General features: G+C 50.2%; 13 protein-coding genes. 8 read left to right on the top strand and 5 right to left on the bottom strand.

Annotated features, from left to right (window positions below):
- Positions 1-78: 78 nt before the first annotated feature.
- The gene (locus tag DWZ40_RS11290) at positions 79-1,068 is read right to left on the bottom strand and encodes a ParA family protein (protein WP_118543142.1); all 990 of its coding nucleotides are present in this window, start codon (positions 1,066-1,068) and stop codon (positions 79-81) included.
- Between the two features lie 114 nt (positions 1,069-1,182).
- Entirely contained in the window at positions 1,183-1,731 is a 549-nt protein-coding gene (locus DWZ40_RS11285) for an A24 family peptidase (RefSeq protein WP_118543141.1), read from the bottom strand.
- Between the two features lie 310 nt (positions 1,732-2,041).
- Between DWZ40_RS11285 and DWZ40_RS11280 the strand changes: the two genes are divergently transcribed.
- The 8 genes from DWZ40_RS11280 (at position 2,042) to DWZ40_RS11245 (ending at position 10,653) form a co-directional block, all read left to right on the top strand.
- Positions 2,042-2,299, top strand: a complete 258-nt coding sequence (locus DWZ40_RS11280; protein WP_118543140.1) for a hypothetical protein — start codon at positions 2,042-2,044, stop codon at positions 2,297-2,299.
- Between the two features lie 248 nt (positions 2,300-2,547).
- Positions 2,548-2,880, top strand: a complete 333-nt coding sequence (locus tag DWZ40_RS11275; protein WP_118543139.1) for a metalloregulator ArsR/SmtB family transcription factor — start codon at positions 2,548-2,550, stop codon at positions 2,878-2,880.
- 69 nt (positions 2,881-2,949) lie between these two features.
- Positions 2,950-3,192: a DUF2508 family protein gene (locus DWZ40_RS11270; RefSeq protein WP_243035318.1), complete on the top strand. Its 243-nt coding sequence runs from the start codon at positions 2,950-2,952 to the stop codon at positions 3,190-3,192.
- A gap of 67 nt (positions 3,193-3,259) precedes the next feature.
- On the top strand, positions 3,260-4,594 hold the full coding sequence (locus DWZ40_RS11265) for an alpha-amylase family glycosyl hydrolase (protein ID WP_118543138.1): 1,335 nt from the start codon (positions 3,260-3,262) through the stop codon (positions 4,592-4,594).
- A 4-nt stretch (positions 4,595-4,598) separates the two neighbouring features.
- A complete protein-coding gene (glgB, locus tag DWZ40_RS11260) occupies positions 4,599-6,518 on the top strand; it encodes a 1,4-alpha-glucan branching protein GlgB (RefSeq protein WP_118543137.1) in 1,920 nt (639 codons plus the stop codon).
- A 241-nt stretch (positions 6,519-6,759) separates the two neighbouring features.
- The gene (locus tag DWZ40_RS11255; RefSeq protein WP_118543136.1) at positions 6,760-7,512 is read left to right on the top strand and encodes an aminoglycoside phosphotransferase family protein; all 753 of its coding nucleotides are present in this window, start codon (positions 6,760-6,762) and stop codon (positions 7,510-7,512) included.
- 138 nt (positions 7,513-7,650) lie between these two features.
- Positions 7,651-8,346, top strand: a complete 696-nt coding sequence (locus DWZ40_RS11250; protein WP_118543135.1) for a response regulator transcription factor — start codon at positions 7,651-7,653, stop codon at positions 8,344-8,346.
- Positions 8,347-8,355: 9 nt separating this feature from the next.
- Positions 8,356-10,653, top strand: coding sequence for a HAMP domain-containing sensor histidine kinase (locus tag DWZ40_RS11245; protein ID WP_118543134.1), 2,298 nt, complete (start codon positions 8,356-8,358; stop codon positions 10,651-10,653).
- Between the two features lie 160 nt (positions 10,654-10,813).
- Here the strand turns inward: DWZ40_RS11245 and DWZ40_RS11240 are convergent, their stop codons facing one another.
- The 3 genes from DWZ40_RS11240 to DWZ40_RS11230 all read right to left on the bottom strand — a co-directional run bounded on the left by DWZ40_RS11240 (position 10,814) and on the right by DWZ40_RS11230 (position 15,552).
- The gene (locus DWZ40_RS11240; RefSeq protein WP_118543133.1) at positions 10,814-12,523 is read right to left on the bottom strand and encodes a carbon starvation CstA family protein; all 1,710 of its coding nucleotides are present in this window, start codon (positions 12,521-12,523) and stop codon (positions 10,814-10,816) included.
- Positions 12,524-13,224: 701 nt separating this feature from the next.
- Entirely contained in the window at positions 13,225-14,787 is a 1,563-nt protein-coding gene (locus DWZ40_RS11235; RefSeq protein WP_347560077.1) for a peptidoglycan-binding protein, read from the bottom strand.
- 147 nt (positions 14,788-14,934) lie between these two features.
- A complete protein-coding gene (locus tag DWZ40_RS11230) occupies positions 14,935-15,552 on the bottom strand; it encodes a V-type ATP synthase subunit D (protein ID WP_118543132.1) in 618 nt (205 codons plus the stop codon).
- Positions 15,553-15,556 lie beyond the last annotated feature (4 nt).

The raw sequence follows: 15,556 nt of genomic DNA, 5'->3' as shown, positions 1-15,556 counted from the left end.
ATCATACCGGCTTTCACCGTTTTTCTCAGTTTCCACCTCCTGCCTCAGCTTTCACCATTTCTCTCAGCTTCCACCTTCTTATCTCAGTTCCCGCACAAAATCTCCCAGTTCTCCCCACAAAAGCTGCTCCAGGTAATTTTCCCGCACAAGAGCTTGGCCTGGTCTCGGGAGTTTTAAAAACCTCAGTTTTTCCCAGATCACGCTGCGTCCGGACCTCTTCAAATACTCCTTCCACGCTTCCAGCTTTGCAGTTGACACGACATCTTCCATTACCGGAACATAAATCAGATCGCAGACCGACAGCACTTCCTCCGCCCCGCCGCAAAACATCCCCACATCCAGAACCAGAGTCTCATAAACACCATCCGAAGCAATCCGCCGGACCAAACCGGCAAATACCGCCTGACTGATCCCATTTTTATCTTCTGCATTGGTAAGCGGCGGAATGTAGTCCAGTCCACCCCAGTTGTACGTCACACCGCCTAAACGCACCGGATTATATTCCCGTTGGGTGTAATAATACAGCAGGTCCGAAAGTCCACTGGTATATACCGTTGCCGTCAGGGCAGACAGTGCAGAAAATTCTTCCAGTGTGAGATAAAGAACCTTTTCGTCCCGCGCCAGCGCCTGTCCAAGGGTCAGTGCAAAGCTTGTTTTCCCGCAGCGACCAATTGGGGAGTAAACACCGATGATCTGGCTTCTTCTGCCGGTTATCGTCATAAGCGGTACCATTTCCTGCGGCTGGTACCAGGACATCACTTCCCGCAAAAGACTGTCTGAAGCCTGGTATTTATACACCACGGCTTCCCCTTCCTTTGCCAGCCCTGTCTCACTGAGGCGCACCGTCTGCAGCGCCCGGATCCCGGTCAGCTGTTCCTCTGTGACAGAGTCTCCCACCAGAAGGATCGCAATCTCCTCCCGTTCCGAAAATTCCCGCATCTTCTCCAGGCTGGTAAAGGCTACCACCCGAAACGGCACCTGTTCCCTCTGATTTGCAAATTCCGCAAACCGGTCCGCGTACCTGGAATCCACGTCATAAACTGCCATAATCTTTTTTATCTTTCTCATCCCCCTTATCCTGTAACCTGTTACCCGGATCCCTGCCACCTATCCACACAAATGTATCGTTTCCACAGCAGCCTTGTTCTCTGCACGCGCATATATTCTGACAAAACGCTTCTTTCACAGGCTTCCATTTCCCATGAAGTGCGTAGCAATCTCATACCCCCACACACCTGCCGCCAGACAAACTGCAAAGGGAATATGGTGCGGTAAGTCAATCTGCTCTAACGCATCGTAAGGCCGGATTTCGCCGCTCACCCATGTGCTTACTGCATAATTGCGCAGATAATAAAACCGTTCTGCCGCCAGACCATAGCGTTTCAGTTTCCATAAACTCCAGACCGCGCCGATGAAAAATCCCAGCGCCACTGCATAAAAGCCATTCCTTATCCCCAGGTATCCGCCGATCACTGCCATCAGCTTCCCATCCCCCGCTCCCATAAAGCGGAACCGGAACAATGCCATGCCAAATACCAGAAACCATACAGCACCGGAAAAGAAGCCGGTTCCCTGCTGCAATACCCCTGCAAACGCAAGTAGCAAAAGCCAGATATTTTTCACCTTTCCATATTTCCAGTCTGTCCATGCACACAGTGTTACGCCTGCATAGAAAACCAGATTGCCTGTCCCATATGCAATAAAAGACCACCCCCTTCTCTGGAATCCCAAACCTTACACATCATGAATATTCTGCCGAAACGGCCGATGTCTGAAAACAATCTGCTTTCAGAACTTTATGAATCCCGGTAACTGCTTTGTACCTGCATGTTTCGTATCCGTACAGTTACCAATGAATGCTGCATCAGAACAATGCAGCGATCGTGCCCTTATCATACCCGATCGTACAACAAACCGTCAACAAAGACCCCCTGCATAATTCGACAAAATTTGCACAACCAAACAACAAATAGACAGTTCCCGTTCCAGATGTTATACTGTCTGTAACTGTTGCTACAGATCAACCCAAAGGAGTGTTATCATGAACGAATTATACGAAGCAATCGAAGCAAAGATCAAAGAATCCGGCTACCCAAGGGAAATTTCCGGCGAAGCTGTTTACAACGATATCTGCGACCAGATTGAGGGCAAAGAAAATGGAGATTATATACTGCTCTCCAAATTTGAGGAAGATGTCGTATTTGAATACCATATTACCATCTCGGATGAGGAGTTTAATCTGGGTGTTCTCACCATGCGCACCCCGGAAGGTGTATTTGAGACAGATTTCGACAAATAAATCTTCCTCTGTTCGCTGCACTTCCACACGATCACACCGCCGCCGGTCCCAAAGGTCTGGCGGCTTTTTTGTTTTCATAACAATTCCGTACTTTCACAGTCACAGGCCGTTTTTCCAGGCCAAACGCCTCGCATCATGTAACATTTTGACGAAAAATATCCTTTTTCTCCCATCTGCTTTGGTTGACATGAACAATCAAGCGTGATAGAATGAACTTAGTTCAATTTTTTAAACCAAAGGAGGTTTTTATGGCGGACTCCAAAGAACTACAGGAACTGTTTCACAGCTGTATGCCGCTGTTTATCGCCCTCGGAGATGAGGTCCGCTTAAACATCATCGAAGCATTGTGCATTGCCTCCCAGAACGGTCATGCGGAAGGGCTGAACGTAAACGAGATCACCCGGCAGACAAATCTGTCCAGACCGGCTATCTCCCATCATTTGAAGATCATGAAAAGCTGCGGGCTGGTGGAGGTCACCCAGTCCGGTACTTCCAATTACTACCGTCTCACCTTTATGGACTGCACAAGGCAGCTTATGAAACTGGGTTATCTGGTTGAAGAGATCTTCAGCCAGGAATAAGTGTTATTTTTTACGCATATTTTTTCCATACATTCCAGATACTACACTCCAAAAGGAGTGCATGAACCCATGAAAAAGAATGGAATGTCCTTCACGCGCAGGGAGTTTCAACAGGCTGCGGCGCGTGAAAATGTAAGACTGAAAGCCGAGATCCACCAGACACAGCACAAAATGGAATCCTTATTAAACCAGTTCGACCAGGTGACGGACCCACCGCTGATCGACTGCTGTATCTACGAGCTGAACGCGGTCTGGCTCCGCTATCAGTTTCTGCTCCGGCGCTTCAAGCTGCTGGAGAATTTAGAGTTTTAGTAACTGTGAAGGTACTGGACAGTTACGATTTTCACACGAAAAATTACAACAGGAGGACTTGTTATCTATGGCATCATGGTATGAAAAAGCAGTGTTTTATCATATTTATCCGCTTGGTATGCTGGGGGCACCCTTCGCCAACACCGAAGACGCCGTAGCCGACCACTTCCCTGAACTGGACCAATGGGTTGCCCATATGGAAGCGTTAGGCTGCACCGCACTTTACATCGGACCGCTCTTTGAGTCCTCCTCCCATGGATACGACACCCGTGACTACCGCCTCGTAGACCGCCGTCTTGGCACCAATGAAGGCTTCCGTCATTTCACAGAGCTCTGCCACAAAGCAGGCATTAAGGTTGTGGTGGACGGAGTGTTCAACCATACCGGCCGGGAATTTTTCGCCTTTCAGGATATTCAGAAGAACCGGGAACAGTCCCGCTACTGCGGCTGGTATAAGGGTGTCAACTTTGGCTGGAACAGCCCTTACAACGACGGCTTCGGTTACGAGGCATGGCAGGGACATTTTGAACTTCCCTGCTTAAACCTGCAGAACCCGGAGGTAAAACAGTATCTGTTCGATGTCATCCGCTTCTGGATCTCTGAATTCGGCATCGACGGCATCCGCTTAGACTGCGCCAATGTCATGGATTTCGGATTCATGCAGGAAATGCGTTCCCAGACCGCTTCCATGAAGCCGGACTTCTGGCTTATGGGCGAGGTCATTCACGGCGAATACGGACGCTGGGTCAATGACGGCATGCTCCATTCCGTCACCAACTACGAATTACATAAGAGTCTGTATTCCGGACTCAACGACCACAACTTCTTCGAGATCGCCCACAATGTGCGGAGGCTGGAGACCATCGGCACAAAGCTCTACACCTTCCTGGACAATCACGACGAAAACCGCATTGCCAGCAAATTAAATAAAAAGGCACATCTTCCGTTAGCATGGACACTGCTCTTTACCCTTCCGGGCATTCCTTCTATTTATTATGGCGGGGAATGGGAACTCACCGGCACCCGCACCCGGGAAAGCGATGCTGCGCTCAGGCCCTGCATCACACTGGAGGAAGGCGAGGCAAAGCACTGTGACCTCACAGACCTGATCACAAAGCTGGCCCGTATCCACACGGAAAACCCGGAATTCCATGGCGGACGCTACCAGGAGCTTCTGCTGACCAACCGGCAGTATGCATTTGCAAGACACGCACAGGGAAGCATCTGCATTACCGCATCCAACAGTGACGACCAGGAAAGCCACCTTTCCGTTCCGGTCCCGCTGCATGCCTCCAAGGCCGAAAATCTGATGGACAGTTCCATCATTCCAGTTGAGAACGGGAAATTAAACCTTACATTACCGGGCAACAGCAGTGTTGTCCTAAAGATCAGGGAGGACTAACCTTATGGCAGTCAGAGATAAGAAAAAGCAGACGGAAACCGGCTTTATCACCGCCGGTGACCGTTATCTCTTCGGAGAAGGCACCCACTATGAGATCTATAACAAGCTCGGTGCACACCCGAAAACCTATGAGGGGAAAGACGGCTATTATTTTGCGGTCTGGGCTCCTCATGCCGCATCCGTCAGTGTTGTGGGCGACTTCAACAACTGGGATCCGGATGCCTGCCCGATGCAGGTACTGGAAACCTCCGGTATTTACGAACGTTTCATTCCAGGCATCAAGCCGGGAGAGCTTTATAAATTTGCCATCACGACCCAGACCGGCAAAGTCATCTTCAAGGCCGATCCTTTTGCCCAGTACGCAGAATACCGGCCTGGTACAGCTTCCATCACCGCCTTTCACGACTCCTTCCGCTGGAGCGATGCTTCCTGGATACAGAAACGGGAAAGCACCAATCCGCGTGAAGCGGCCATGAGCATTTATGAGGTGCATCTGGGGTCCTGGAAAAAGAAAAACCGCCCGGAAAAAGATGGTTACTATACCTATAAAGAGGCAGCCGCAGAGCTCGCCGCTTACGTCAAAGACATGGGCTACACCCACGTGGAGCTCATGGGTATTGCCGAACATCCTTACGACGGCTCCTGGGGTTATCAGGTAACCGGCTATTATGCCCCGACCTCCCGTTACGGCACGCCGGAGGAGTTTAAATATTTTGTCAACTACATGCACAAAAAAGGCATCGGCGTCATTCTGGACTGGGTGCCGGCACACTTCCCGCGGGATGCACACGGTCTTGCAGACTTCGACGGACAGCCCCTCTTTGAGTACCCGGACCCACGAAAAGGCGAGCATCCGGACTGGGGCACCAAAGTTTTCAACTATGAAAAGCACGAGGTTTCCAACTTCCTGATCGCCAACGCGCTCTACTGGATCGAGCAGTTCCATGTAGACGGTCTGCGTGTCGATGCGGTTGCCTCCATGCTCTATCTGGACTATGGCCGCAAAGACGGCGAATGGGTTGCCAACCAGTACGGCGGCAACCAAAACCTGGAAGCCATCGAATTTTTCCGCCATTTAAACAGCATTGTCGTGCAGCGCGGTCACGGTGCCATGGTCATTGCTGAAGAATCCACTGCATGGCCTCTTGTCACTCATGATCCGAAGGAAGGCGGACTGGGCTTTACCTTCAAGTGGAATATGGGCTGGATGCATGATTTCCTTGAATACATGAAGCTGGACCCGTACTTCCGCAAATTCAACCACCACAAGATGACCTTCGGTCTTACCTACTTTAACAGCGAAAACTTTATCCTGGTACTCTCCCACGATGAAGTCGTTCACTTAAAATGCTCCATGATCAACAAGATGCCGGGTCTCTTCGGAGATAAATTTGCAAACCTGAAAGCCGGTTACACCTTTATGCTGGGGCATCCGGGCAAAAAGCTTCTCTTCATGGGACAGGATTTCGGTCAGCTCCACGAGTGGGACGAAAAGGTCAGCCTGGACTGGCACCTGACCGAGGAAGATCTGCACAGCAACCTGCAGCATTATGTGCGGGACCTGTTACATATTTATCAGAAATATCCGGCACTTTATGAAGCCGACGATGACTGGGACGGCTTCTCCTGGATCAATGCCAACGACGGTGACCGCAGCATCTACAGCTTTGTGCGCTATGCGAGAAACCACAAAAAGAGCCTGCTGTTCGTATGCAACTTTACTCCGGTGGCCCGTCCGGATTACCGGGTCGGCGTTCCGAAGCGCGGCAATTATACGCTGATCCTGGATAATGATCACGGTGCCTACAAAACAGGCGAAAAAGCTCCTGTTTTCAAGGCCGTAAAATCCGAATGCGATGGACAGCCATACTCCGTATCCCTGCCGCTTCCGGCATACGGAACTGCGATTCTCCGCTTCTCCTGAGACGCTGCTTTGGCAAACGGCTTCTTTCAGCACCAGACAGCTCCTGTGCAAAAGAAATAATACGTCTAATATTTCGTTAAATAATTATCAAAAAGTTGGTGACATTCTTCCAGCTTTGTAGTAAAATAGGAACCGACGTAATTGTGAAAATGCAGTAACCGTTACGTACAGCCTACCTGGTGATCCGGTTATCAACCTGTCGGCAAGCATCAGCATCATAAATAAGGAAGGAGAGTTTCGTATGGCAAGAGAGTTAATATCCAAAAACGCGACCAAAAGTGTCTATCGCGATGGCGATAAAGCGGTAAAAGTGTTCTGCAAGGGCTTCCCAAAAGCAGAGGTTTTAAACGAAGCTTTGATCAACGCACGTGTTGAAGCCATTGGCGGCATCAACATCCCGTCCATCCAGGCAGTTTCTGTCGAGGAAGACGGCTGCTGGTCCATTACCAGGGACTACATCGAAGGTAAGACACTCAAAGAGCTTATGGCGGAGAACCCGGATAAGCGCGACGAATATCTGAATCAGATGGTTGAACTGCAGCTGATGATTCATTCCAAGACCTGTCCATTACTGAACAAGTTAAAAGACAAAATGGCGCGGCAGATCTCTGAGATGGAAGAATTAGATCCCGTCAACCGTTACGATCTTCTCACCCGCCTTGACAGCACTCCAAAACACGCCAAACTGTGCCACGGAGACTTCCAGCCGGACAACATCATCGTAAAAGAAGACGGCACCATGTATGTGGTTGACTGGGTTCACGCAGCCCAGGGCAATGCCAGCGCAGATGTAGCCAGAACCTATCTTCTGTTCTGCCTGACCGATCAGGCAGCAGCGGAAAAGTACATGGATCTCTTCTGTGAAAAGACCAGTACCGCCAAACGCTATGTACAGCAGTGGCTGCCTCTGGTAGCTGCGGCACAGCTCACGAAGAAACGTCCGGAAGAAAAGGAACTGCTTCAAAGCTGGCTGAATGTATGTGATTACCAGTAGGTTAAAAAGAAGAGGGTCTTGCCGATTGCGGTAAGACCCTTTTTGATATATACTTAAAGAAACACCGCTGCCAGGTCACAAGACTCCGGCAGCAAAACCGGATGCAGGCATCTGCATCCCACATCAAAGGAGGACTCCATGCAGACCATTTTAGTATGTGACGACGACAAAGAGATCGTCGATGCGATAGATATTTACTTAACCGGAGAAGGCTTCCGCATCTTAAAAGCCTACGACGGCTACGATGCCTTAAAAATTTTAGAGACCGAACACGCCGATCTGATGATCATCGACGTCATGATGCCAGGACTGGACGGCATCCGTACCACGTTAAAGGTGCGGGAGACCAGCAGCATTCCCATCATCATCCTCTCCGCGAAATCCGAGGATTCCGACAAGATCCTCGGCTTAAACATCGGTGCGGACGACTATCTTTCCAAACCGTTCAACCCGTTAGAACTGGTGGCCCGGGTCAAATCGCAGCTGCGCCGCTACACCCAGCTTGGCAACATGAACCAGGGCAGCAACGAAAACATTTACAAATGCGGCGGACTCACCATCAACGATGACACCAAGGAAGTATTTGTCGATGATGAGCCCATCAAACTGACTCCGATCGAGTACAACATTCTTCTGCTGCTGACCAAAAACGCCGGAAAAGTCTTCTCCATCGACGAGATCTACAAGCAGATCTGGAACGAAGAAGCCATCGGCGCAGACAACACCGTCGCCGTACATATCCGCCATATCCGCGAAAAAATCGAGATCAACCCGCGGGAACCGCGCTACTTAAAGGTAGTCTGGGGTGTCGGTTACAAGATTGAGAAACAGTAGGAGCCGCCCATGAGACTAAAAGATTATTCCATGCGGATCAAGAAAAACATTGCAGTATTCCTGCACATCTTGTTTTTGTTTATGGCGGTGCTTTCCATCAGTGTCATGTACTTAAACACCAGCATCGGCTCTGGTCTCTCCTGGATCCTGGACCGCCGCTACGATGACTCTGCCGCCTTCCGGGATCAGTTCCAGGAAGATCTGGACCACGTTTTCAAATACGTTGCCTACCGGGACGTATTCGAGACTGACGGCAGCCTGGATCTTTCCAAAGAAATGTTTGCTGTCAGCCGCGACAACGGTCCGGAGATCACCTATACCCTGGAAGAAGTCCTGCGCTATGCCAAAAGCCAGGGATTTTATTTAAACGATCAGTTTGAAGTCGTCAACGACCTTTTCATCTATGACGATGCTTCCACGGCAAGGGATCAGGTCGTATACTGGCGTGCCTACGATCCCAATGCCACATTAAAAGAGCCGGGCGACGCCTTTTCCTCTCTCCTGGATCTTTCCAAAGAAGTGTTAAACTGTCTGAGCGAATACTACATTGTAAACTACCGGCTGCTCTCCAATCCATCCAATTTCAAATTTCGGATCACCTATCTGGACGATGACACCGCAGTTTCTGAGTATTCCAATGTCGGCGACCTGACCGATGCCCAGCTAAAATCCATGGGACGCTACTGCTCGGTAGACAGCAGTTCCATTCTCATCGACAACAATCTGGATGAACTTCCGAAAAATGTCATGTCCCAGCTGGAACAGCTGAATGTAAACGATGCAGACCGCTACCATATGACGGTTGCCGTCGATACCCACTACGATGCCGACGACAGCTACGCCAAACAGGCCGCTGATTACCGGCACCTGCGCGGACGTTTCGTAGAAGCCATGTTTGGTCTGGCGCTTGGTATCATCGGCTGCCTGGTCACCTTATATTACCTGATCCTGGTATCCGGATACCGCACAGAAGAGCGCACCAATCCATATCTGCACGGTTTCGATATGATCACCACCGAAAGCGGCATTCTTCTGACCGCTGTCAGTACCATGTTCATGCTGTTCCTCGCAGAAAAAATTGGCTACCCATTAATCCACCTGATAACACAGAGCGATGCCTGGAGTTTTTCTGAGCGGATGCTGCGTGCCATGATCGTTTACGGCTGCTGCATGGTCGGTGCATTCAGTATGCTGCGGCGTTATAAGAGCCGCCAGCTCTGGAGCAACAGTATGCTCCATCACGTGCAGGAAAATCTGAATCTGTACTTTGCGGACCGGACTTATTCCCGAAGACTGTTCTGCCTGTTTCTTGCATTTATTGCCGCACAGACGCTGGGAATCAGCATTATTTTTATCTGCGTATGCTTCCGTTCCCATACCGCTGCACAGCTTATTGGCATTCTCGGCTTCCTGTTCGTGGTCATTCTGGATTATCAGACCTTCCACCGTCTGTTTTTGCAGTCCCGTCAGGAAGACCAGATCGCAGATGCGATTGAAAAAATTGCAGGCGGCGATACCAGCTACCAGATGAATCTGGCCGGACTCGATGGCAAGGAATTAAAAGTCGGCAACATGATCAACAGCATCGGAACCGGACTGGAGCGTGCCCTTCAGGAGCAGGTGAAAAGTGAGCGTTTAAAAGCCGACCTGATCACCAACGTCTCCCACGACATTAAGACACCGCTTACTTCTATTATTAACTATGTAGACCTGTTAAAACGGGAACAGATTCCAGGCGAACGGGCTCAGGAATACTTAAAAGTCCTGGACCAGAAGTCCCAACGGCTGAAGAACCTGACCGAAGACCTGGTCGAGGCCTCCAAAGCAAGCTCCGGCAACGTCAAGCTGGAGATGACAACCCTCGATCTGGTCGAGATGATCTGGCAGACCAACGGAGAATTTGAAGAGAAATTTGCCACCCGTAATCTGGAACTGGTTTCCACGCTTCCGGAAAGCAGCATCCTCATTGAGGCAGACGGCCGCCATCTGTGGCGTGTCCTCGAAAATGTTTACAACAACGCATTCAAATACGCGATGGAACACACCCGCGTCTACACCGATCTGGAACAGAACGACGACACGGTTTACTTCACGATCAAAAACATCTCTGCAAACCCGTTAAACGTGCAGGGTGAAGAACTCACCGAGCGTTTCGTCCGCGGCGATGTTTCCCGCACTACCGAGGGAAGCGGTCTTGGTCTTTCCATCGCCCAGAGCCTGACAAAGCTTCAGGGCGGAACCTTTGAGATCCTGATCGACGGGGATCTGTTTAAGGTGCGCGTGGGATTCCCGGTCAAGACAGCTTAAAGCTTTTTAGCATACGAGATGTCATGAAAAATCTGTATACAACACACAAAAAAGTCCAGAGAACGACTCTTTACCGTTATCGTTCTCTGGACTTTTTTTATTTCGCAAATTTATTCATAATATCTGGTGTAATCTTGTCTGTGGATCATGGATGCAGCTTCTACGCATGTTTTACTTGCGTATTCTTTACATTTTTCTTTTCAAACAACTCTTTCCCGGATGTATACACAATGATGACACCCAGAACCATCAGTAGGATTGCAATGATGAGCTGTAATCCTTCTACCATAAAGACTGCGGTTCCTGCGCCGAATGCCTGAATCAGTGCAATGGTTCTCTCAACCAGGGCAGTAAAGGTTACACACAGCATGATGATGAGCGGCGGGAACAGGGTCTTGTTCTCTCTCCCAGTTACCTTTAAGAATACACATAAGGTGATCAGTACCAGGGCGCTTAACAGCTGGTTTGCACTGCCGAACAGCGGCCAGATGTTAGAATAACCGATCTTGGTTAAGATAAAGCCGCAGGCCAAGGTTACGACGGTTGAGAAGTACTTGTTGCATAACAGTTTTCTCCAGCTCTCTGCATGCTCCATATCATCAACGGAGAACAGTTCCTGGAAAGACATACGTCCGATACGAGCTACGGAATCCAGACTGGTCAATGCCAGTGCGGAAACACACATGGTCATGAAGCACTGTGCTACATAAACCGGGATGCCAAACATCTCCAGGAATCCGGCAACGCCTGCAGAAAAGATCTGGAACGGGGTTCCGGTTGCTGCGGTACCGTCTGCTGCAGCTGCCGCGCCGGCAACACACAGAGCCAGAACAGCCAGCAGGCTCTCCAATACCATGGCACCATAACCAACCTTCAGCATATCTTTCTCATTGGAGATTGTCTTGGAAGAGGTTCCTGAGGAAACCAGGCTGTGGAATCCGGAAACCGCTCCGCATGCAACCGTTACAAACAGGATCGGGAACATATCTCCCATCTTGGCATTCTTAAATCCGGTGTAAGCCGGAAGGTTCATGGTCGGGTGTGCAACCACCAGACCGACAACGGCACCGACGATCATACCAGCAAACATAAAGGTTGTCATGAAATCACGCGGCTGCATCAGAAGCCACATCGGCATAACAGCTGCCAGGAAGATATATGCAAAAGTCAAATAAGACCAGGTGTCTTTGCCTGCAACCAGCGGGAATGCCATGCCGACTGCAAAAGCAGCAACGGTACATGCCAGTCCGGCCAGTGTTTCTTTCCATCCGGTCAGATGAAGATGCTTCTGCATCAGACCAAATACCATAGCGAACACGATGAACATCAAGGAAATGGAACCTGCTGCACCATTCGTCTGTGCTGCCGGAGATAAAGAAGTGACTCCATCGGTTACGGTGTAAGCATTGAATGTGCCCGCAACCATATCAGCAAAAGCAGCGGTAACGATCAGGGTAAACAGCCAACAGAACAAAAGGAACAGCTTCCGTCCGGTCTTGCCGATGTATTTCTCGATCAGAAGACCCATGGACTTGCCTTCATTCTTTACACTGGCATACAGGGCGCCAAAGTCGGTTACTGCACCGAAGAAGATGCCTCCGATGATAACCCACAGAAGAACCGGAACCCAGCCAAATGCTGCTGCCTGAATGGCACCGGTGACAGGGCCTGCACCTGCGATAGAGGAAAACTGATGTGCAAAAACGGTCCAGCCGTCAGTCGGCACGTAATCCTGTCCATCTTCTAAAGCAACAGCCGGGGTCTTCGCCTTTGGATCGATGCCCCATTTATTTGCAAGCCAGCGGCCATAAAATGTGTATCCACAGAAGAGACACACAGCTGCGATCAAAACAATAACAAGTGTATTCATAATTGTTCTCTCCTCTCAAAACTATGCAACGCGGGAAATCAGCAAACAGACCGCGGATGAATCTCTGATGTGCGACGCAGCCACAGAAGCAGCCACCTGCAGTTTTCCTGTAAATGTATCGCAACAAAAAAGCCTCCGTCTCCCCGCAGAACTTTTTCTGCAGGAAGACGAAGGCATAGTTACCACAATATTACCGGATGCGCTCCGCGTTACCACTTCCCTTGCTGACATACTGCCAGCCACTCTGACCATATCCTTCCGTCTCTCAGTCCGGAGGAATACGCGCCCGGTTAACGGTGGGTTTCCGTCCCGTCTTACTTTCGCTTAACGTCCGGTATCACCGGAGCGTTGCTGCTCATGTGTTGCACAAAGCATAACACACAAACTATGTTTGCATTTCAGACAAGCTGCTTGCAGGGGATAACCTCTTTGCCCCGCTGCTTCCTCACACCGGCCGGAAGCTCTCTGAAAACGGTTCTGGCAAAAAAGCCTTGTCCTGTTCGTCGCATTTGTTTGTTTCAATCCTCAGTCAGTATTTTCGTAGAGACTGATGGGATGTCAACGCTTTGAATAACTGCCATTATAGTCCCATTTTTTAATTTGTCAATTATTTTTTCCAAAAGTTTTTTATTTGGAACAATACAAAAGCCAGAAACCCATTTCCTGATTTCTGGCTTTTCGATCCTGTTATTCCTGTTATTTTAGAAGATTCTCCATCCACAGATGAAGTTATTTGCCCACCAGGAGCTTAAGGAACGGTGTACCACCTTACCGTTACCGGAGGAAGCATCGATTACGGTTCCGCCGCCTGCCACGATTCCGACATGGCCGCTTACGACGATGATGTCTCCGGCACGCAGACTTGAGAAGCTGCTGATTCTGGTATATCTTCCGGCATTTCTCCAGCCAGAGGAAGTCATGTAGCTCTGGCGCACACCTACCTGGTTTAAGCACCAGTATACGAAACCAGAGCAGTCAAACGAGTTCGGTCCCTTAGAGCCCCATACATACGGGCAGCCAAGCTTGGAGCTTGCCACTGCAATGAGGGCACTTGCACCGCCGCTGGCTCCGCCGGTATTCGGAACCGAAGTACTTCCGGAGCTTCCCTTCTTACTTCCGCCACTGGTCGTATTATTTTTGCTGTTGTTCTTGCTGGTGCTGGTCTTCGGCTGTGCCGGTGCCTTCTTGGCATCCCCTGCAGTCAGCTTCGCCATGGTCATGACGCCGACCGTACCATCCGCACTCAGTCCGTTGGTGCGCTGGAACATCTTGACTGCATTCTCCGTCACCTCACCGTAATAGCCAGTTACATTTGCAGATTTTAAGTAGCCTAACTTGCTTAACAGGTTCTGGACACGCTGGATATTATCGCCGCTATCACCCAGGCTTAAGCCGTTCGGAACCGCATCCGAGCTGTTCAATGCGACACGGGTTGCCGGTCCAAGGTAACCATCCACAACCTGGTCATTCCGGGACTGAAACTGTTTTACCGCAATGATCGTATCGTTTCCGTAGCTGCCGTCCGGCTCCGTGGTCATATAGCCCAGCTCTTTTAAGCGCTTCTGCGCCGCCAGGACCAGATCACTCTTCTCGCCGTATGCCAGCATGTTTGCCTTCACATCTTCACTGTAAAGAAGGTTCATGGTCTTTCTGCCGACTTTACCATCCTGGTCCAGACCATTGACACTCTGCATCTTCATGACCGCTTCTTCGGTCGCGTCACCAAAGCTGCCGGTCACCTGACTGTCGCTTGCCAGATAGCCCAGCTCATACAGACGGCTCTGGATCCGGGTGATATCGGTACCCTCATCGCCCTTCTGCGCCGCATAATACTTGGCATCCGGGGAAAGGATCGCCTCCAGGGTATCCGGGCCGATGATGCCGTCCTGCGCCAGCTGGTTCTGACGCTGGTAGATCTTGACCGCACTCTGGGTTACCTCACCATAATAATCGGTCGGCTCATCGTTATCCATAAAGCCTAAATCCATCAGGCGCTGCTGCAGCTTTAAAACGATCGGATGTTTCTCACCGATGCGCAGGTAATCCGGGATCGGTTCACTGTATTCCGCATCCACGCCCTCTACAGACGGAAGCAGCGGACCATCCGGTGAAAGCGCCATGACTGTTTCATCTGCGGCAGTCTGCGGCAAGGTCTCTTCCATAAGAACCAGGTTTTCCTCGGTGGTTTCGCTCTCTGCCTGGTTTGCCGTCTGGGCTGCGCCGCATCCCGCCAGAAGACCAGCCATGAGAAGCGCCGCACTCACGCACTGTACTTTTCTTTTCCAATTTCTTTTTGTATTTCCAGTTGTCAAAATTCTGACCTCACTTCCTGTGGTAAATGTCAAAGGGGTTCTTATTTTGAACCCCCAGTTGACCTATATTTTATCACAGTTCACAATTTCTGTGAAGTCTTATCCTGTTTTTGTACGTTTAATCACCTTCAGCCTCGTGAACTCCTCACGGTCCTTCTCCTCCAGCGCATTGCCGATGGTCGTAACCAGATTCTGGTACGTCGGTATGGTGATATTCTTTAATGCATTGGCCCGCTTCTGGGTCTTGCGGATGCTGGACGCCAGCCGGTAAGCGGAATTTTCCACCATGGAAAGCTTTACCGTCAGCTCCTTCACCTTCTCAAAATGCATCCGGGCCTCATCGAGCGCCGGACTGGTGCTTGCGAAAGCGTAGCCCGGTGTCAACGGCACCGGTTCATGCTGCACCAGCGGGATTTCCGTTCCCATGATGCTCCTTGTCTTGATCCTGATGGTATCGTCCACCGGAATTGTCGCGGCGATATCCTGGATAAAACCGATGCCGAGCTCAATATTGGCTTTCTGGAGCGCCCTGTAGGCTTCTGTAAACGTGGTATCGATCTCTGCCTGAATATCCTTTGCCTGGTCGATCAGACCCATCAGTTCCCGAAGAAGGATATTCCTCTTTTTATCCATCAGCTCGTAACCCTGGCTCGCCAGGGCAAGGGAATTCTTCGCTAAAATCAAATTGCCCTTGGTAGGAAAGGTATTCGGATTCATACAG

Source organism: Clostridium sp. AF32-12BH (assembly GCF_003477935.1).
Lineage (GTDB): Bacteria > Bacillota > Clostridia > Lachnospirales > Lachnospiraceae > Brotaphodocola.
Note: the sequence above shows the minus strand (reverse complement) of the source record. Positions and strands in the feature narration are given on the sequence as shown.